At 53.9% G+C, this 19,115-nt stretch carries 28 protein-coding genes; all 28 read right to left on the reverse strand.

The genetic code is table 11. The features are described from left to right. Window positions 1-228 precede the first annotated feature (228 nt). The 28 genes from PHE17_RS14905 to PHE17_RS15040 all read right to left on the reverse strand — a co-directional run bounded on the left by PHE17_RS14905 (window position 229) and on the right by PHE17_RS15040 (window position 19,047). On the reverse strand, window positions 229-429 hold the full coding sequence (locus tag PHE17_RS14905) for a hypothetical protein (RefSeq protein ID WP_301016689.1): 201 nt from the start codon (window positions 427-429) through the stop codon (window positions 229-231). 3 nt (window positions 430-432) lie between these two features. Next, window positions 433-651, reverse strand: coding sequence for a hypothetical protein (locus tag PHE17_RS14910; RefSeq protein ID WP_301016690.1), 219 nt, complete (start codon window positions 649-651; stop codon window positions 433-435). Between the two features lie 473 nt (window positions 652-1,124). Next, window positions 1,125-1,505 carry a hypothetical protein gene (locus PHE17_RS14915; RefSeq protein WP_301016691.1) on the reverse strand — a complete coding sequence of 127 codons (381 nt, stop codon included), beginning with the start codon at window positions 1,503-1,505 and terminating at the stop codon, window positions 1,125-1,127. Between the two features lie 339 nt (window positions 1,506-1,844). Then, window positions 1,845-2,351 (reverse strand): hypothetical protein, encoded by a 507-nt coding sequence (locus PHE17_RS14920; protein ID WP_301016692.1) that lies wholly within the window; start codon window positions 2,349-2,351, stop codon window positions 1,845-1,847. Further along, a complete protein-coding gene (locus tag PHE17_RS14925; protein ID WP_301016693.1) occupies window positions 2,351-2,590 on the reverse strand; it encodes a hypothetical protein in 240 nt (79 codons plus the stop codon). The genes PHE17_RS14920 and PHE17_RS14925 overlap by 1 nt, the downstream gene beginning before the upstream one ends. Further along, entirely contained in the window at window positions 2,587-2,919 is a 333-nt protein-coding gene (locus PHE17_RS14930) for a hypothetical protein (protein WP_301016694.1), read from the reverse strand. Before PHE17_RS14930 ends, PHE17_RS14925 begins: the two co-directional genes overlap by 4 nt. A 114-nt stretch (window positions 2,920-3,033) precedes the next feature. Continuing rightward, window positions 3,034-4,197, reverse strand: coding sequence for a DUF6573 family protein (locus tag PHE17_RS14935; protein ID WP_301016695.1), 1,164 nt, complete (start codon window positions 4,195-4,197; stop codon window positions 3,034-3,036). A gap of 83 nt (window positions 4,198-4,280) precedes the next feature. Then, entirely contained in the window at window positions 4,281-4,517 is a 237-nt protein-coding gene (locus PHE17_RS14940) for a hypothetical protein (RefSeq protein WP_301016696.1), read from the reverse strand. Further along, window positions 4,514-4,741: a hypothetical protein gene (locus PHE17_RS14945; protein ID WP_301016697.1), complete on the reverse strand. Its 228-nt coding sequence runs from the start codon at window positions 4,739-4,741 to the stop codon at window positions 4,514-4,516. Before PHE17_RS14945 ends, PHE17_RS14940 begins: the two co-directional genes overlap by 4 nt. Further along, the gene (locus PHE17_RS14950) at window positions 4,741-4,908 is read right to left on the reverse strand and encodes a hypothetical protein (protein WP_301016698.1); all 168 of its coding nucleotides are present in this window, start codon (window positions 4,906-4,908) and stop codon (window positions 4,741-4,743) included. Before PHE17_RS14950 ends, PHE17_RS14945 begins: the two co-directional genes overlap by 1 nt. A gap of 93 nt (window positions 4,909-5,001) precedes the next feature. Next, window positions 5,002-5,619, reverse strand: coding sequence for a DUF3275 family protein (locus tag PHE17_RS14955; RefSeq protein WP_301016699.1), 618 nt, complete (start codon window positions 5,617-5,619; stop codon window positions 5,002-5,004). Between the two features lie 702 nt (window positions 5,620-6,321). Continuing rightward, window positions 6,322-6,735 carry an STY4534 family ICE replication protein gene (locus PHE17_RS14960; protein ID WP_301016700.1) on the reverse strand — a complete coding sequence of 138 codons (414 nt, stop codon included), beginning with the start codon at window positions 6,733-6,735 and terminating at the stop codon, window positions 6,322-6,324. Between the two features lie 111 nt (window positions 6,736-6,846). Beyond that, the gene (ssb, locus tag PHE17_RS14965; RefSeq protein WP_301016701.1) at window positions 6,847-7,260 is read right to left on the reverse strand and encodes a single-stranded DNA-binding protein; all 414 of its coding nucleotides are present in this window, start codon (window positions 7,258-7,260) and stop codon (window positions 6,847-6,849) included. 297 nt (window positions 7,261-7,557) lie between these two features. Then, window positions 7,558-7,818, reverse strand: coding sequence for a hypothetical protein (locus PHE17_RS14970; protein ID WP_301016702.1), 261 nt, complete (start codon window positions 7,816-7,818; stop codon window positions 7,558-7,560). Beyond that, window positions 7,811-8,311, reverse strand: coding sequence for a hypothetical protein (locus PHE17_RS14975; RefSeq protein ID WP_301016703.1), 501 nt, complete (start codon window positions 8,309-8,311; stop codon window positions 7,811-7,813). The genes PHE17_RS14970 and PHE17_RS14975 overlap by 8 nt, the downstream gene beginning before the upstream one ends. A gap of 5 nt (window positions 8,312-8,316) precedes the next feature. Then, window positions 8,317-8,520 carry a hypothetical protein gene (locus tag PHE17_RS14980; RefSeq protein WP_301016704.1) on the reverse strand — a complete coding sequence of 68 codons (204 nt, stop codon included), beginning with the start codon at window positions 8,518-8,520 and terminating at the stop codon, window positions 8,317-8,319. Further along, the gene (locus PHE17_RS14985) at window positions 8,517-10,625 is read right to left on the reverse strand and encodes a DNA topoisomerase III (RefSeq protein ID WP_301016705.1); all 2,109 of its coding nucleotides are present in this window, start codon (window positions 10,623-10,625) and stop codon (window positions 8,517-8,519) included. Before PHE17_RS14985 ends, PHE17_RS14980 begins: the two co-directional genes overlap by 4 nt. Then, entirely contained in the window at window positions 10,609-10,860 is a 252-nt protein-coding gene (locus PHE17_RS14990) for a hypothetical protein (RefSeq protein WP_301016706.1), read from the reverse strand. The genes PHE17_RS14985 and PHE17_RS14990 overlap by 17 nt, the downstream gene beginning before the upstream one ends. A gap of 21 nt (window positions 10,861-10,881) precedes the next feature. Continuing rightward, window positions 10,882-11,241 (reverse strand): hypothetical protein, encoded by a 360-nt coding sequence (locus PHE17_RS14995; RefSeq protein ID WP_301016707.1) that lies wholly within the window; start codon window positions 11,239-11,241, stop codon window positions 10,882-10,884. A gap of 1,120 nt (window positions 11,242-12,361) precedes the next feature. Beyond that, on the reverse strand, window positions 12,362-12,487 hold the full coding sequence (locus PHE17_RS15000; protein WP_301016708.1) for a hypothetical protein: 126 nt from the start codon (window positions 12,485-12,487) through the stop codon (window positions 12,362-12,364). A 19-nt stretch (window positions 12,488-12,506) separates the two neighbouring features. Then, entirely contained in the window at window positions 12,507-14,315 is a 1,809-nt protein-coding gene (locus PHE17_RS15005; protein WP_301016709.1) for a hypothetical protein, read from the reverse strand. A 255-nt stretch (window positions 14,316-14,570) separates the two neighbouring features. After that, window positions 14,571-15,107: a hypothetical protein gene (locus tag PHE17_RS15010; RefSeq protein ID WP_301016710.1), complete on the reverse strand. Its 537-nt coding sequence runs from the start codon at window positions 15,105-15,107 to the stop codon at window positions 14,571-14,573. A 7-nt stretch (window positions 15,108-15,114) separates the two neighbouring features. Then, a complete protein-coding gene (locus tag PHE17_RS15015) occupies window positions 15,115-15,762 on the reverse strand; it encodes a hypothetical protein (protein WP_301016711.1) in 648 nt (215 codons plus the stop codon). A gap of 35 nt (window positions 15,763-15,797) precedes the next feature. Then, a complete protein-coding gene (locus tag PHE17_RS15020) occupies window positions 15,798-16,598 on the reverse strand; it encodes a hypothetical protein (RefSeq protein ID WP_301016712.1) in 801 nt (266 codons plus the stop codon). Between the two features lie 132 nt (window positions 16,599-16,730). Further along, window positions 16,731-17,198: a hypothetical protein gene (locus PHE17_RS15025; protein WP_301016713.1), complete on the reverse strand. Its 468-nt coding sequence runs from the start codon at window positions 17,196-17,198 to the stop codon at window positions 16,731-16,733. A gap of 2 nt (window positions 17,199-17,200) precedes the next feature. Then, a complete protein-coding gene (locus PHE17_RS15030; protein ID WP_301016714.1) occupies window positions 17,201-17,578 on the reverse strand; it encodes a single-stranded DNA-binding protein in 378 nt (125 codons plus the stop codon). Between the two features lie 35 nt (window positions 17,579-17,613). Next, complete coding sequence (locus tag PHE17_RS15035; protein ID WP_301016715.1) at window positions 17,614-18,042, reverse strand: hypothetical protein; 429 nt, start codon at window positions 18,040-18,042, stop codon at window positions 17,614-17,616. Between the two features lie 141 nt (window positions 18,043-18,183). Further along, window positions 18,184-19,047 (reverse strand): PFL_4669 family integrating conjugative element protein, encoded by an 864-nt coding sequence (locus PHE17_RS15040; protein ID WP_301016716.1) that lies wholly within the window; start codon window positions 19,045-19,047, stop codon window positions 18,184-18,186. Window positions 19,048-19,115 lie beyond the last annotated feature (68 nt).

The following is a 19,115-nucleotide window of genomic DNA, read 5'->3' on the forward strand; positions in this document are numbered from 1 at the left end:
CGTAATGCTTGGCAGCATCACCAGCCTGCCACTGGACAGCAATAATATCGCCGATGGACAAGTACATAGCCCCCATTGCGGGCATCCCGGTAACATGGTGTGCGCCATTCAGGGAAAAAATGGTTAGTTTCATGGTGTGTCTCCTTGATGCAAAAAGTGGTACGCCGGGGAAACACACCCCTGTTGGGAGTCTGTTTGCTCCCGGCAGGGTTAAAAAGAAAGGTAGGTTTATGGGATTTCAACAATACGCAGCTTTTCGCCACGGTTGTCAGTCTTGAGCTTATCCAACACCCCTCGTGCATCAGCACGGGTGCTGAATACATGCGGCGGTGTTGTGGTACGGGATGGGTACTCGGCTAGGAAACAAGTCTTACCAGCGGCAGCAACATGCCAGCACTGGTTAGGCGTTTCGATAATGAAGCCTGCCATAACTCAGCCCCCCTTGATTTCGAGGAAGCCTGCGTTATTGCCTTCCGGGTCAGACAAGACCCAAACGGTTCTTATCACCCCAGATGGCAGGAGTACTTCAAAACCAAAGTTGGCATCACCAAACTCACCGTCAGCAGCAACAACCGCTTGCGTGATTGTGCCGCCCACCAGTCGTTGTCCAATGATGGTTGCTTGTTGTTCGACATATTCGTTGTCGTTCATCGTGTTTCTCCTTTATGGATATTTGGGGAGAAACATCCCCTTGGGAGTGCTTCTCCCAGAGGGTTAAAAAAATTTATGCGGTAATTTCCATAACAACCATCCAATCAGATGATATGTCTTCGGGCTGGATTTGCCCATTTGCAATAAGCTGCAAGGTTATCCTCATGCTTTCATGTGACTCATTATGCCGTGGAACCTTATAGCGATAGCACGCCGTCATACGGCCTAGCCGGGTCGCCACAGCCTTAATGTTCCTGATGAAAACAATTGAATCCTCTTGTGTTGGGCATATCCAACAGGCTTTATACCCAACAGGTTCCCTCATCGCATCAGGGATGCTGTACTTGCTGTTCACGGAAACCAAGTTGCTTCCTCTGCCGCTTCGTTTTCCTTTCATCGTGTTGCTCCTGTGGGATATTTGGGGAGAAACATCCCCGTGGGAGTGCTTCCCCCAGAGGGTCAAAAATAACGGTTTAGTAATGGCTCCAGTCCATCGCGTCTGCGATAGCTTTTACCTGTTTGGCAGTCACACCATAAGGTTCAAGCGCAGACAAGGTGTCTGTAATGTCCCACGTATAACCATATTCGTGGTTAGCCAATTCATGCCTGATGATTGCATCTATGCCATTTTCATCAATGTCCTGTTGGACAGCTTTTCTGGCATTTTCCGCCAATGCATCGCCAACGGCTTTGGCATGGTTTTTTGGGACATGAAGTCCAGAACCAAGATGGATGTATTCCACCCCCACCTTTGCATGGTTGTCATATTGGTCTTTGCCGAATGCAAAGAATGCACCGTATTGTTCAAATATGGCGGTCATTCCCTGCCCGTGATAGTCCTGACGTGATTTCATGGTTGCCTCTCCTTAAATTGATAGTTGGGGAGAAACATCCCCTGTTGGGAGTGGTTCTCCCAGAGGGTTAAAAATAAAAAAGCAGTAAAAGCCCGTGAGGGCGAAGTGAAGTAAAAGTACACCACCAACATCCCGGAGGATGCCGCCCTGTGCTGGTGGCACGTCAGGGCTTTATAGGGTTTGCTGCAAAACCGTAAGGCTTGGCAGCTAGGGCGTGTTCAGGGTGGAACACTACACATAGGAAACCTTGCCGCCCGGCACTGGCACGCCCATTGCGCACGAGTCACCGGCTGGCAAGGCCACCACACCCGAAGGTGTGGTAATGCCCAAAGTTAAAGGTCAGGCTGTCAGGCATTCGCCAATCCACCCTTTGTGGGTCAGGCGGTACTCTGTACCGTCAACCCATCCACAAAGCGGGTTCATGCGGCTGATGCGGACAATGCCTTCACTGGCATATTCGTACCACTGCCCAACCTCCAGTTTGCGTGTTTTAGCGCGGTGATAAGCCCGCACTTTTTCACGCCAACTGGGGTTGGTTCCAGCCGCCATGCCGAAGTACTTCAACGGGCAGGTGTAGTAACAAGGGCCGCAGGATTCCTCCAACGGTTTGTATCCCCAATCACCACCATGCACCATCAATAGGTAGGCATAAATGAAATGCCCGCCCAGATTGTCTGACGTTGAAATCACGCGGTCATCATCATCTACCCAACGGTGGACAGCCCATAAGACATTGCCGCGTAACGTGTGCGCAACCGTCTCCATGTGCTTTTCCCCGCTGCGCCAACGGCCTGTCAGTTCCGCAACCAGTGCGGGACGGCTGTGATAACCATAGTACGTACCCATTATACCGACCTCCATTCGCCGTGATGGACAATGCCATCTGGCAAATAAGAGACAACCCGCACCCGCCCATGCAGTTGGACTGCACGGGCGATGGCAAGGCTTAGCTGACGGTGGAGTGTGGCATTTGCCCCATTTCCAGTGGCAGATTCCCAGCGGGAGTAAGCGTGGGTAATGGGCAGGCGCACTTTGCGGCCTTTCGGCTTGCGTGGCAATTTAACGTCGATGCCATTAAGTTTCATGGTGACACCCCCTCATCCAATGCGCACTTGAGGACATCCCAATTGATGCCGATCTCAGCATTATGGGTACGGTCAATCAGGGCAAACAGTTTGCGGGCATAGCCACGGTCAATGGGGCATTCTTCCCCGCGATCCTCCAAAACAGAATCAAAGTCTTCGGTGTACCAGTAGGATGTGACCATCGGTTCATCCACCCCGTTGTTGGCGACCAAACGCACGAGGCGGTTGAGGTAGTGGGCGGCATTACCCGGCATATCCGTTTCGGGGATTTCAGCCAAAGTAGCCATCATCGCTTCGAGTTGCTGGTTAAGCAGTTCAGTAGGCGTCATCGTGTTCCTCCAGAAAAATTAACGTAAAAGTATTACGCCGGATAAACACGTCCCCTACGGGAGAGCATTTCCCGGCAGGGTTGAAAAATTAAGTTAGGCAATTAAATGGTCGGCTCAGTCTTCATTTGGCAGCATGACGGTGATGACATGTTCGCCATTATCACCAGCGCCAGAATGCAGCTTGAGGTTGATCTTGCGTGCATTGACACTGTGTCCGTCACGTGGGATGGCATACAGTTCATAAAGCAATGCACCGCCTTGGTTTTTGGGTGCAATACTGATCCCGTACCTCGCCATGTAGAGGACATCCCACAACCGTCCGGCTGTGCTTTGCCCAAGGCGGCGTTGCACGGCAGCAACTTCGTCATTATCCCACTCGACAAAACGGTTCCAAACGGCACGGGTTAATGCAACCGGCACCCGGAAACCTGCTTCACGGGCTTCACTGGTGTCCGACACATCGACCAACTCACCATCCTCAACCGCTTGTGCGCGTGAGCAAACGTCCAAGACTTCTGCACCGTCCCAGAAACCATCACCCCCATCGCCACCTTGCGGCGGTTCTGACGGCACGGGTTCAGGTGGTGTGCGCCCGTATTCAGGGTCAAGCGTGAGCTTGCCCATGTGGGCGTTGCCATCGGCACACAATGCGCCGGAACGGATATTGGCGCTGACCAGACCAGCAATATCGCTGTCAAGTTGGATGTAATAGGCATTACACCCAAAACCTACCAGCAATTTACGCCGTTCTGTTGCCACCAGCAGTTCCATCACGGCTTCTTGCCAAGCGTCCAGCAACGGGACATCACAGATGTGCTTGACCAGTTGCCAAGCATTCTGATGGATGTCGGCAGTCAACAGCCCCTGATAGGGCAGGGCTGCTGTTTGGTTGGTTTTGTCTGGCGTGGTCATGAGCGGGTGGTACAGCACCATCAGGGATAATTCCCCAAACAGGTCTGTTGGGATTTTTGAACCGTGGTACTGCATTTGCCCAAGCCACTCACGGCTGAACCAGCCGCTTCCAACCTGCTTGCCATCTTGGCGGATCAGGAAAGAGCTGAGCTTACCGGCTGACATCCTGCCCCTCAGTTCCTGCAAGGCGGTGTCGCGGCCTATTAGGGACAAGTAGAGGAACTGCCCATCAGGGCTGGTTAGCGTCCCAGTACAAAAGATGTTGCTGGGGAAGTAGGCATCACTGCCCGGCCCCGCCTCGATGTTGGCGACAGAAAATGAAAGGTGTTGGGTATCGGTAATGGTTGTGTTTGCAATGGCAGTCATGGGGTTTCTCCTTATGGATATTTGGGGAGAAACACCCACCCTTGGGAGTTGTCTCCCAGAGGGTTAAAAAATAAAAAAAAGGCTTATGCAGCCACAGCAGGTGCTTGGTAGCACAACACCTCGCCTTTATTCATCCAGAACGGACGGAAAGCTTGGGTGTTTTCATGTGCACTACCAATGGGCAATACCCAGATACCCTGATGGGCTTCTGGCCAGCCTTCTTGCGTCGTTCGGAAGGCGCTGATCTTGTGCTTGACCAATACCGCCAATGCGGTGGCAATCGCTTGCCGTGCTTCGGGTGTGGTTTCAGGTGCAGTCATAGTGTTTCCCCATGATGGGGGACAATAATTTCCCCGTGCAGGGTATCACTGTCATCGTCCCGCATGGCACGTACAACCAATGTGCCGTCAGCATCCTTGCGGATGTAAACAACATCAGCGCCGACTTTGACCCATGCCAAATTGTCGAAACTGTCAGGGTCTTCAATTACAAGGATGTGGTCATCAGCACAGTTGGAATCGGGGTCTTTAATGATGGAAGCCATTACACGGACTCCTTCACGTCGTAATCCCAATCGCCGTAGGTGTCGGGCAGTTTCCCGTATTCAGCCATCTTGCGGGCCTGTTCGTCAGCAGCTTCCAATGAAGGTGCTTCAATCTCCACGAGATGCACCACTGTATAGGTGATGGTGGCAGTAAATTTTTTGTCCATAGTGTCCTCCAAAAATCAACATAAATAGCTTATGCCGGAGAAACACCACCCCGCAGGGAGTGATGCTCCCCGGCAGGGTTGGTCAAGGTAAAATCAGGCAGCGTGTACCCAAGTCTGGCGTGCAGCTTGGAACTTGTAGCCCATCAGTTTCAGGCGGTCGCATTGCGCACGCAACTTGGTACGGCCTACGGTCGGGTCAAGTTTGACTTCCACACCCAAGGGGTACAGATCACCAAACGTATCCTTGTCCATTTGCTCCAAGCGGAACGCCTGCTCCTCTTCCACGGACATCACTTGCATGTTGTCTGTGGCAGGTGCTTCATCCGCAGGTGCGGGATCGGCTGTGGCAGCTTTCCCTTCATCCACATCAGTCTCAGCCGGGTCAACATCCAGCGTCTCCACCTCACCTGTTTCAGTATCGAAACCAGCAAGGACAAAGCACGACAGGACAGCCCGCATTTCAATGACGATCTTCCCACCCGCGATGTAATGCGCGGGGTAAATCTTGTCGATACAGAAATTGCCGGAGTAAGTGCCAGCATCATATTGGTCAAGCTCAGGGTCTTTAACCTCAAACTGACCGATATGCGTGGACAACTTGCCGACTTTGAATGAACCACCTGCCCGTTTAGGGATGTCGCGGATCATCAAAGTCCCGGACACGATAACGGTGGAAGTGGCAACGTTGGCAGCATTGATGGATGGTTTCATGGTAAGTCTCCTAAAAATTAAACGTAAAGGTATTACGCCGGGAGACACACCTCCCCCACGGGAAAGCTATGTTCCCGGCAGGGTAAGTAAAATGAAGCAGTAAAAGCCCGTGAGGGCGAAGTGAAGTAAAAGTACACCACCAACATACCCGAAGGTATGCCGCCCTGTGCTGGTGGCACGTCAGGGCTTTATAGGGTTTGCTGCAAAACCGTAAGGTTTGGCAGCTAGGGCGTGTTCAGGGTGGAACACTACACATAGGAAACCTTGCCGCCCGGCACTGGCACGCCCATTGCGCACGAGTCACCGGCTGGCAAGGCCACCACACCCAAAAAGGGGTGGTAATGCCCAACGTAAAAAACGGATGGTACTTAGGCCCCGATCACCCGCAACGGTGCAGGATCATGAAGCCTAACATGAAAAAATCCCCGAACAGACAAGCCCAGTCGTGCCGTAACAACCGCCATCTCTTCTCTGTCTGCCTTCCAAAATGGGGGGAAGGCCACTGCTGCGGCGAACCACAACCAACGCGCAGACAATTCCGCACAAAGGGGCAAGCGCTTGTATAACCGGCAACGTGCAACCGGCAGTGTTGTGCCTGTAACAGCTTGGGGAGGCCGCTACAGGCACAACACTGAACCACAGCAAAGGGAAACCGCACGGGGGAAGCAAATGCTTCCCCGATTGGCAATGTGAATATAAAAATTAAGCGGCGTCTGCAACGTCTTCCGCATCCTGCTTGGGTGCAGTGTAGACGTTTTGGCCATCAACTTTTATCCAGTCGATGCGCAGCAGGCGACCTTTCAGCATTACCTTGGTTTCACCGTTGAACTCGTAAAGGTCAGGGTAGATGTCACCAATGTTAAAACCGATAAGGACTTTCTTATCAGCTTCAACCGCATCCATGCAACGGCGCACCAGCTTTTCAGCCTCAGCGCCGGAAACACGGCAATCAAAGTAACGGTATTCAACCGCATCCGCAGCACCACACAAAGCAGAAACTTTGCAGGCTAGGAATGCAGCACCTTTCTTAGGCTTCACTTCACGGATACGTGAAACATAGCCAACACCAGCAGTGTGGAGGTCGAAATATTTAGGGGAAGTATTAGCGGTAGTCATGACAGTTCTCCAGAAAATGTAAACGTAAAAAAATGGGATTCAATTACGTCGGAGAACATGACCCTGATGGGGAAATGCTCCCCGGCAGGGTTAGACAGTTATGGGATGGGATCAGAACGGGATACCAGAATATTCAAAATCAGCACCATCCTGTTCTTGGGAGGCGAAACCACCATCAGCAGAAGCCGGACGCCCACCCAGGATTTTCAACTCGGCGGCGACGATTTCAGTGACGTAACGTTTCTGACCGTCTTTATCATCATAAGAACGGGTTTTGAGGCTACCTTCGATGTAGACCTGTTGGCCTTTACGCAGGTATTCGCCAGCAATTTCAGCCAACTTACGGAACAGCGTAACGCGGTGCCATTCGGTGAGTTCTTTCTTCTCACCAGTGGTTTTGTCTTTCCATGATTCGTTAGTGGCGATGCTAAGGTTAGCAACCGCATCACCGCTGGACATGTACTTGACTTCAGGATCGCGGCCTAATGTGCCGATGATAGTGACTTTGTTTAAAGATGCGGACATGAGTGTATCTCCAATAGTGGACGTAAAGTATTACGCCAAGAGAACACACCCATAGGGAGTTTTCTCCCAGCAGGGTAAGTAAAAATAAGCAGTGAAAGCCCGTGTGGGCGAAGTGTGGTAAAAGTACACCACCAATATCCCGGAAGGATACCGCCCTGTGCTAGTGGCACGTCAGGGCTTTAAAGGGTTTGCTGCAAAACCGTAAGGTTTGGCAACTAGGGCTTGTTGAGAATGCAACAACACATGTAGAAACTTTTGCGGTATGGGGCGTATCGTAAGGCTACCCCACCCAACCTGTCAAGGTTTTGGCAGGCCAACAAGCCCACCCCATTCTGCAATGGATAGGGATGCCACTTCATCAGCATGGGCAAGATAAGGGGTCAAACCACCATCCTCATAAACGGTTTCACCCGTTTCCTGATCCGTGACGGTCACGCTACGCCCTCCGCGCCCTTCAATCCAGTCAACTTCACGCAATAACCCCGGAATATCGCCCGTGTACGTGGTGTTTTCCTCAATCCAGCACATCCCAGAATATTCAATCAGGTATTCAGCCACACGATTGTGCCTTGAAAAAGTTGAGACGTGCCTGCTCGCCAACGGCAAAGCAGAACCATGCAAAATAACCAGATACGGCAAGCATCCCAACCCCGCCCAACAGTGCAGCCGTGCCGGGCTGCTTCGACAGCACGATCAAGATGAAAATGGCGACCAAGAAAAGTAGGCAAAAGATTGAACCCAAATAGCCCACCAACATGGCCACCACTTGGAAAATTCGGCAAACCCAAGGGGTTGGCGGCGGCAACGCCAAATCAGATTTCATGCCCTTAAACAATGCCATCCCAACCTTACCGATAAGCTGATAGGCATTCATGTACGGCTGGCTGAATAAAATTTTAAGTACCAACCAAACCATTGGCAATATCCAGAAAGCAGCAACCAACCATTCACGGTAAGGTTCTGGAGCTTCATTCAGCAATCCAAGCAGACCACGCAAGACATCAGGAATACCTTTCAGAAATTCAAGCAAATCATGCGAAACCTTAAACATGATAGTTAGTTTTCCTCTGTTTTATTGCCATTTTTTCCCGCATCCTTCCACAACAGAATGCCAACACTGATCCAGATGCCCCATATTAACAGCATATCCATCCCATTTGCTGATTTTTCAACCGAACCAAGCCGGACATCAACATACTCCCAAACACTGGCAACCAGCGGAAACCCAATCATCCACAACACAAACGGCAAACGCTTCATTTTCCATTCCCTCCAATATTCACAATCGTCTTACACCCCGGAAACCCACTGCATCCCCAGAAATCTCCGAACTTGCCCTTACGTTTGAGCATGGGCTTACCGCAGGCAGGGCAGGGCTTGCCGCCAGCATCCATAGCCACTGCACCAGCATCCTGACGGTTGCTGCCCGCCGGACTAACCGCTGCACCAGCATTCCTATTTGCTGCTACAGATTCCGGCTGCACGGGTATCGTGACCCCTGCCTTGGCACGCTCCAGCACTTTCAGCAGCCAGTTCTGCTGTTTGTCCATGAACTGCACCAGTGTCATGCCGCCACTGGCAATGGACTCCAGCGCCTGTTCCCAGACGGCAGTAAGCGCTGGGTCTTTGACCGCATCCGGCAGCATCCCAATCAGGGCAACGCCTTTGGGGGTGGCACGTAGCTGTTTTTTCTTGCCGATGCGCTCCAACAATTTGCGGCTTAACAGCGTTTCAATAATGTTGGCGCGGGTGGCTTCCGTGCCGATCCCTGCATTTTCCTTCAAGATTGCCTTGAGTTTGGGGTTTTCCACCCACTTGGCAATGCCTTTCATGGCTTGGATCAGTGTGCCTTCAGTGTAGGGGAGCGGTGGCTTGGTCTGGCGCTTGATGCTTGCCAAGTCCTGCACCAGCACGCTGTCGCCTGCTGCCAGCTTCGGCAATGCCTGCGCCTCCCCACTGGCTGCACCAGCCTTCCCGCTTTCTGCATCTTCTGCACCCGCTTCGGCTTCTGGCTCTTGGTAGGCCACTTTCCAGCCTGCCACCCGCTCAACCCGCCCGGATGCCCGGAATTTGTAGTGATGGCAATCCAGCTCGATAACGGTCTGGTCGTATTCGTAGTGGGGGAAAAACTGCGCCAGATAGCGCTTGCGGATCAGGTCATACAGGAAAAATTCTTGTTCCGACAGGTGTTCGATAGTGCCGTGGGAGGCGGTGGGGATGATGCCGTGGTGGGCGGTGATTTTGCTGTCATCCCACACCTTGCCCTTGATGCTGGTGTCCGCTTGCGACGCCAACCCGGACAGGTTACGGTCAGTCGCCACCAATGCCTTGAACACGGCTCCAGCATCCGCATGTTGCGATACCGGCAGGAAACCGCAGTCCGTGCGCGGGTAGGTGGTGAGCTTGTGCTTTTCATACAGGGCTTGGGCAATGTCCAGCACCTGCTGTGCACCCAAGCCCCAGCGCCGGGAGGCTTCCACCTGCAAGCCGGACAGTTCATACGGCAAGGGTGCGGCTTGGCGCTTGCGTTCGGTGTCACAGCGCAACACCGTGGCAGCTTGCCCCTTGCAGGTGTCCACCACTTCTTGGGCAAGTGCCATATTGGTACAGCGGCCTTCGTCGTCAATGCCATCCTTGCCCTTGGGTGCAACCCAGTTGGCCTTGAACACATTGGCTGCACCAGCAGGCAAACAGCTCGCCACCACATCCCAGTAATCCACTGGCACAAAATGCCTGATCTGTTCATCCCGGTCTGCCACCAGCCGCAGGGTAGGGGTCTGCACCCGCCCGACACTCAATGCCCCGCCCTTATCCCCCAGTTGCCCGCTGTACTGCGCTGCCAAGGTATAGGCGCGGCTCAAGTTCATCCCCACCAACCAGTCGGCACGGCTGCGTGCCAACCCCGCGTGGTACAGCTTTTCGGTTTCAGCACCCGGTTTCAACTGCCCCAGCGCCTTGCGGATGCTGGCATCATCCAGCGCTGACAACCACAAGCGCGACACCTGCCCACGGTAGTTGCACAGTTCCATCACCTCGCGGGCAATCATTTCCCCTTCGCGGTCAGCATCCGTGGCGATCACCACATGCCGTGCCTGCTTCAACAGGCGCCCGATCACCCGGAACTGTTTCGCCCCGGATTTCTTCACGTCCAGCTTCCACTCGGCAGGCAAGATCGGCAACGACTCCAAGCTCCAGCGCTTGTACTGCACCCCATACGCCTCCGGCTCGGCCTGCTCCAGCAAATGCCCAAAGCACCACGTCACCGTAATGCCTTGCCCTTGCAGGTAGCCATCCCCACGCCCACCTGCGCCCAGCACTTTCGCAATGTCCCGCGCTTGGCTCGGCTTCTCACACACGTACAGCATTATTGTTGCCCTTCCTGTAGTCCTTCACTGCCAAGGCCAACGCCCCGCCAAACTGTGCATGGGACAGGTTCAGCCCATTCAGCGCCGGGTATGTGGCATTGGTGATTGTCCGCATTGCCGTCTCCCAACTTGCACTGCCATCCACCCAACCCGCCATGTCATATTGGGCATCCACCATGTGGCGCAGGATCACATCCTTGGCACTAATCACCAACCCTTCAAATTGCTCACTCATAAATCTGCCCATCCCAATTGTTTATTCTATGTATTCAATTCTTTCCAGCTTTTTCAGCATGTTGCGAAAATCTTCCTTCATCTTGTCAAAAAGGGGTTTGTGTTTTTCCTCTATCTTGTATCCCTCCTGAATTTCTCCACCAATAGATGTAATACTGTAATTATCAAGTGCAACAAGCTCAGTTAACAAGAATTGACCCTTAATTACGTGGTCGTATTCATCACCTGATTCGAGCCAACTCCTTAAAAAATCATCAAGGGCAGCACCATCAACGGTGCTACAGATAGATACATCATATTGGACATGAGTCATCTTGCACCCATACCCACCAACAAGTATTGGTGGCGTGAGACAATCTGCCAACCTCGCAATAATGGTCATGGTAACAACCCCCTATGTAATGGCTGCTGGAACAATGAAATAAGAACGCGAAAAAATGGATTGTTGCCGCATGGAGTCACAACTACCAAGCCGCTGCAATGGCCGTTTGAACTGGGCTTGCGGGTCAACGAGGCTGTGCGGGGCGCGTCACAACTACCAAGCCGCTGTAATGGCTATTTTGCAAAAAAACCGATACCAATGCTGGGAGTAGCAAGGTCACAGCCACCAAGCCGCTGTAATAGCTATAAAATACCATTCGCAAACTTACCACTAGCTTGGGGCATTACAGCTACCAAGCCGCTGCAATGGCTATACCATATCCCCCACATGCCGGATTACCGGGTGGTACACACCTACTGCCTCAGAGGTCACGGCTGTTTACTGACCGACCTGAATGGTTACAACTACCAAGCCGCTGTAATGGCTGTTCAAACCCGCTTGCATATAATTTTGCATTTTTGCAATCAGGGTCACAGCAACCAAGCCGCTGCAATGGCTGTTGGAACGCACTGAACAGCATCAGCGGATAGTGCATGTCGAGTCACAACTACCAAGCCGCTGTAATGGCTGTTCAAACGCGGCAGAAGTTGCACGGATATTAGAAGTCTCCATACGTTACAACTACCAAGCCGCTGCAATGGCTGTTGGAACCCCGCCTTTTTCGTCGAATGCAACGGCAACCTGTCCGTCACAGCTACCAAGCCGCTGTAATGGCTATTCAACCTGCTTTTAGGTGGCGGCGCTGCCAGCCAGTAATATGTTACAACTACCAAGCCGCTGCAATGGCTACTTGAACTGCCTGAACGGATGTGCTGAGCGCACACGAAATGGTCACAACTACCAAGCCGCTGTAATGGCTGTTCAAACCCGCTTGCATATAATTTTGCATTTTTGCAATCAGGATCACAGCCACCAAGCCGCTGTAATGGTTGTTGGAACCTTTTGCAAAAAGTGTGTTGCTTGTTCACCTTGTTACAACTACCAAGCCGCTGCAATGGCTGTTGGAACTTTTTGAAATTTCGCACAGCCTGACCATTTACAACGTTACAACTACCAAGCCGCTGCAATGGCTGTTGGAACCCCATGGCCTGCCCCCTGTTTTGCCTTCCCTAAGTTACAACTACCAAGCCGTTGCAATGGCTGTTGGAACATAACGCGGCAAACCCATTGGCCTGCCGTGAGAAAATGTGCGGGTTCCGCGAACCCGCGCCAACATATCCGCCCAGTGCGGGATATGTTGGCGCATGTCCAGCACCATCAGGCCGTTAGCCCCCCGCCAAACCTACCTGTTTCTCACCATCGCTTGCCATCCGCGCCTTGCGCCGCCCTTCCTGCTTCCGCATCTGCATGTCCGCCTTTTTCAGCAGTCGGGCATTTTCGGACTCTACTGCCGCCGCATGGTGTTCCGCTGTCCGTTCAGTGATGTCCGCACAACGCGACTGGAACAGCACCGCAGCAGCATTGGCTTTGCGCCCGGTTTCTGCCCCACAGTCCGGGCAGCAGAGCAACAGCGCATCAGTGGTGGACGGCATGACATTAGCTGCACCGCAATGGCTGCACGTTGATACGGTTGGCGGGTGCTCCTCGAACAGCGCCGCCCCGTGTTTGATGGCCTGCCACCGGATCGCAGCCACCAGCTCGGATATGGCAGCAACCACCCGCCCCGCCCGTGCTTTCTTGGCGAACCCGCTGCGCTCCCCGGTAGCTTCATCCACGACCACCGCAGCCGCTTTCAGGCTGACTGGTTCGATGACAATTGCTTGGTACTGGCAGCACCAGCCAATGGCAAGCTCCGTATAGAAATTATCCCGCCGGTTACGTGCGCGGCGTGCCAACCCCACGGTTGCCTGCCAGCGCCGTTTATCCAGCGCCTTCCACTCCCTCAACCAACCGGGTTGGTTTTCATGCCCTTCCCGCCAGCAACGTTCAATCAGCCCATGCAACCGCGCTTGGCTGATGTGCTGTGCTGGCAGTTTCTGGATGGCGCTAATCTCTGTGTCCAGCGCTTCATCACCCGTCATAGGCCACTGGCCCAGCATCCCCTTCAATTCGTCACGGGCAACATCCCGCGCCGACTGGATCGCCGCTGCCCTATCCAAGTCATCCTCAATATCACCGGGCAATAACACCGCCTGTGCGGTACTGGGGTCTTGGGTGTCATTTACTGTGGCAACATGCCTGCCGCCATCCACTGCTGCCCAACCGAAATGCACTGCCAGCAATGGCTTCCGCCTGTCATGCACAATCGGCCCTGCTGGGTCGCTGACCACCAATTGCAGCCGGTATTCCTCCCGGTCCGCCACTTTCTCGCAGACCAGCCGCGCACCGGGAATGCCCGCACCTTCCGGCAATGCGCGGTGGAACTGTATCTCCCCTGTCGCGTAGGTTTTTGCCTTAGCCGCGCCCAACCGGAACGCGAATACCCCATAGCGCCGCTTCCCCGGTTTGGCATCAATGGAAAGCTCCTTCGACTGCCCCGCCATGATTGCCGCCGCCGGAATACCCCCCGCCTTGGTGAATTGCAGCACCAACGTATCCTGCCGTTTTTCTGCCGCACTGGCGAACATCGGCGGCTTGCCCTTCGCCATGCTGGCATTCCACGCTTTGAGCGCCCGATCCAGCACAGCGGTCGCAGTACCGAACCCCAGCCCTTCATCAGCATAGCGGCAACGGATGGGGTATGTGTCTGTCCGCGAACTGTTCCCGATCCGCGACAAGAACCGTTCCCGGATTTCGTCCTTATGCTTTGCCCGTGCCGCCTTCAACAATGGCGACAGTGCCTGCCAGCATTCCCGCCGCTCCTGTGCCACTGCCTTCATGCGCGGCTCGTCGTTGTCCGCCCTCGCTGCCACGAATGCATCGTTCAGTGTCTGTATCCGCGCCATCAGCCCTGCCGCTTCCTGCCCAGCGCATTCCAAGGTGAACGCCTGCATCCCGTCGTATATCCCGCGCATCACTGCAATCAGTTCGTTATACAACCGCCGCGCCATGATGACCTGATCCCAGACCGCCGCCCGCGCCCCGTCATCCAGCCTCACCCCATACTCATACGTACTTTGCATCCCCACTTTCATTTCCCTCCTTTGGTATCTTCACAATGTCCCGCGCTTGGCTCGGCTTCCCACATACGTACAGCATCACTGCCCCCACTTGAATGTTAATGTTATTGAAACCATCCGGCGACATTTCCACCTTATGGGACAGATCGGGCAAGGCCAGCAAAATCATAAAATATTTTTCCAACACTGGTGATCCGGTAAGCGCAGCCGATAACCCGTTCCCGGTTTCGGAAGGGGAACTTGTATCCAAGGCTGGCGATGTGTCATGGATCACCCCGAATTTTTTACAACAGTTAAAGGGGAGGATATTGGGAAAGGGTGTTCCTCCGCCCTTAGCCCCAACCGCCAAGGGTAAGCAAACTCCACCGGGTCATCGGCATACGGGCCGTATTCATCCCCACTACGCTTTTCAAGACTGAAACAACCGATTATCTTGGCAAGGTTGGCCGCAGCCCCTCCCAATGAAAAGCTCTCCTGATAAGCATCATTGTGGTCTTGGACGGTACACAGATGATGCGCCCCACGCTCAATGACCCAATAATGGAACCGCCGGAAGAACAGCGGTACCGTTGGCGCATTGGGCAGATGGACTGACCACGCCAACAAGGACACAAACACCTCCCGGTTTTTGGGATGTCTGAGGATGTGCCCGTACCAGTAACCAAACCACGGGTCATCAGCGTACAGCAAGGCAAGGATTTCCTCCCCACCTGACGGCCCTTTCTGGATACCAACAACCCTGTTCGTGGTGAACAGCCCTGTAGTGCAGTTGGGGTTACCCGCCAATGCAGATTCAACGCGCCTCATCGCAGGTTCAATACATATCTGGTTCACCAAAATACTTGCCCCTCCCACCTGAATTTTTTACAACAGTTAAAGGTGTGGGCATCGGGAAAATAGGCGCATCTAACCCCGGAACCCACCACCCACGGTAAGCATCAAGCACCCTTGGCTCCAACGGATCATTGGCATAGGGGCTGTCCTCATTTCCCCGACGCTTTTCAAGGCTGAAACAACCGATTATCTTGGCAAGGTTAGCAGCAGCCCCTCCCAGTGAGGAATCCTCTTGGTAAGCATCATCCCTGTTCTGGATAGCGCACGGGCGTATCACCCCACGCTTAGTGACCCAAAAGTGGAAACGCCGGAAAAACAGCGGCACAGTTGGCGCATTGGGCAGATGGACTGACCACGCCAACAAGGACACAAACACCTCCCGGTTTTTGGGATGCCGGAGGATATGCCCGTACCAGTAACCAAACCACGGGTCATCAGCGTACAGCAAGGCAAGGATTTCCTCCCCGCCTGACGGCCCCTTCTGGATGCCCACAACCCTGTTCAGGGTAAACAGCCCTGTAGTGCAGTTGGGGTTGCCTGCCACTGCCAACTCAATACTGCGCACAGCAGCATCAATACCCATGACAACCGCACCCGGCAATGTCCCGCGCTTGGCTCGGCTTCCCACATACGTACAGCATCACTGCCCCCCAATCGTTGGCATCAACCCACCCCAATTTTTGTTAAGTCGGGAAAGTGGGAAAAATATCCATCCCAACCCCTGCCACGCACCAACGCCACGGGGCTATGGCAGGTTGGGCATATGACCGGGGACGGCGGGGTATCGCCGATGGCAGGCTGGCATTGCTGTCTGGCGCACTGGGTGCATGGGGCGACCTCCCCCACTTGGAATGCACGCAGGCTGTCCCAATGCCCAAGCAGCAGCGTCCTTGCATGGCCCCAAACTTCCGCAGCAGCCCCAGCTTCTGTCTCCGGCACACATGCACAAACCCCATGCGCCACGTCCATGCCTGCCGGGCTGTCCAAACGGTACGGGCCAAACAGATGTGCATACATCCACCCAACGGGTGTCCCGAACAACTGGAGCAGCCACGGGTTTTCCCCTTCCAAAGAACACAGGAAATTCCGCTCCACTGGCGTGCCCTTGCGCCCATACAGGTAGTCCCCAGCAACATCCATTGCCACGTCCATGAAACTTGCCGTGACAATGTAGTAGTTCTGGTCACAGGCGATGCACTCCCCCGTCAAAACCCCATAGTGGAACCCGTCTGGGTGTTTCTGCCCATCTGACAGTTGTCCCCACAACCCCGGAATGGTGTCCCCATCAGAGACCCATTCCCACGCCCCACCTTGTGCGCCAAACCCCTCTGCTTCCGACCTGTTGGCATACGCTGTAAATATCTGCGCACCACAGTGCGGGCAAAGCAGCCCATACTGGGGGATAGCCACCACAGCATCCCCAACTTCTGTCACAGTCACTTTCTTGTCCAAACGTGTCACCATACCTCCCTCGGTAATGCCCGAAGCACCAAGTCACCGTTGTATACCCCCGACAGGATTGCCATTAGCATCTACAACCCTTCTCCCACATACCCCAAGGCACTGGCTGCCCATTTTCCTGCTGCTTGTCTTCCATCACTCCCCTTCCTCTGGATCGCCTGACCCCACAATGCTCAAATGGGCTGGCGTATCCTTACCACCCGTTCCCTTTCTGTCCTTGGGTTTTGCCTTTAGCGCACCCATTGGTTGCAGGAATTCAACCAGCTCCATCCGCACACCTTCCCCCCTTTGCTCCTTCTCCCATGCCTCGTCTTCTTCCAGTTGGATGACCTCACCATCAGGTGTCTGGAATGCGGTGAGTGGGCGGCACACCCAACAACCCCGCTGGCTGTCTTCGCCGCAACTGCCATGTACGCCCTCATACTTAGCCAACATGCTGCGGATAACGCCCAGCACCGCTTCCACATCACTGACTGCTAAACCAACGGCAATGGCCTTTGCAGCACAAAGCCCGTCACCTGCACCACCAATACCTTCGGACAGCTTGCCAGCACGTTCCTCAAACTCTGCCAACACCGCCAACCATTTGTATTCACCTGCCATGATCACTCTCCACGTTTATCAACAAACTTTACGGACTCTACCCGCACTGGGTCGATGTCCACACTCTCTGCATCCAGCACCAGCCGGGTTTTCTCCTCCCCGGTTTCCTTGTCCGCCCACGACTCCTGCACCAGCATACCAACCACTGACACACGGCAACCTTTCACCAGCACCTTGCCCGCCTGTTCCCCGCGCTTGCCCCAGTAGCTCACGTTCAGCCAGAACCCGCCTTGCTCCTTCCACTTGTCGCCATCCTTCACTTGCCGGTCGAAGTACACCCGCAGTTCACAAACGGCACGTTTCTCACCACCTGCCATATCCACGAACTTCAACACAGGGTCACTGCCCACGTTGCCACGCCCTTCAAATCGGTTTCCCATATCTAAACCCTCAGTCTTGTTTTAAAAATCCGCCATCACTGCTGCTTCACACGCATTATCTTGCGCCACGCATCGAACTCACCCTCCAGCCGTTTCAGCCGCATCAACTGGAACCGTAACGTGCCAAGTGCAAAATTCAGATGCACCCGCTTAAGCTCAATATTCAGCACATCAAGGCGCTTCTCCGGCGGCAATTCAGTTAGTACGCGCTGTACCAATTCGCCATCAAATGGAATATCTATCCGCCGGTCTCTTCCTTGGGTCATATCCCGCCACACCAACGGGACAAACGCCTTGCTACCTGAACGGGTCAATGCAATTGGCATCCCATAACCCAATACGCTGAAAAGCTCCTGCTTCAACAAGCTCTCATCTATATCAAGCTGTGCCTGCTGATCTTTCAGCCGTCCAATTTCTGCCCGAATACCCTTGATGCCGTCAAACGGCAAACCGTATAAACCCATAACAACCTCCCTTCACTAACTTCCCCTGTTTCCACTAACCCGTTCTGATAGTAAGGGGAGTGCATCCTTGTTCTAACCTCCCCATTACCCTTAAAGGCCCTTTAGGCGCAGCTAAACTACACCCTAACCGCCTACACCCTGCTAAACTGCACCCTCTGTTTCCTCGTCCAGCACCGCCACCTCTTCCACTGCCCCAATCCCCTTGGTATCTGGCATCTTAGTATCTGGTGCGCTGGCAACCCGTGCTGGTGCAAACTTCGCCCGTTTGGACTTGTCCAGTATGTTGTCCGGCACTTGCCCCATCATTTCCGCTGCCTTTCGCGCCAGCTCCGTCCCTGCCGTCACATCCGCACGGCTTACATACGTCTGGCGGTAACGTGCTGTTGACTCAAACACCCTGCGGATTACTTTTGCTGCATCATTCAGTAATAGGTTAGCCATTTCTTGGTCGATCAGTGACGTATGCCGCGCCGTCAGCACCATGCGCACTAACGTGTCGTATTCAGTGATCACCCGCGCCACCCAGTAGGCATGGCTGGAGGAAAAACCGATGGATACACGCATCGGGGCGAGTGATTCAGCCACTTGAATATCCAACAAGGGGTTGGAACCCAACGCCCGCTGGACATTGGCTTGCTGCTTTTCTATGAAGGCTTGTGCTGCTTCCAGCTTTTCCTCCACCAGCACCATCGTCCAATCTGCCCACGGGTCATCTTCCTTTGCAGCCGCTGCAATCTGCCCAAGGTATTTGCTGAACTGCATCAACCCCATTACTCGGGTGGGGCGCTCTGGCGTCGGTTCCCGCCCGGTCAACAGCACTTGTGCCTGACGGGTCTGGATAGTGATTTTCACGTCACCACGCAATGCCCCTAATTGCCCCGTCCGTGCATCAGCCATACTGCTGGCGGGAAGCAACGCAGTCCCAACCGGAGCATCCGTAGCGGCATCCTGCCCGCTGAACATCTGCATCAGCCTTTTCCGTGCATCTTCTTTACTGCTTGTCATGTCATACCTCGTTTTGTTGTTGCGTCAGTAACCTAATTTCTACCCAACTGGTTCCTAGGGAACCACCT

Origin of the sequence: Thiothrix sp. (assembly GCF_028714775.1) — a bacterium.
Classification (GTDB): domain Bacteria; phylum Pseudomonadota; class Gammaproteobacteria; order Thiotrichales; family Thiotrichaceae; genus Thiothrix.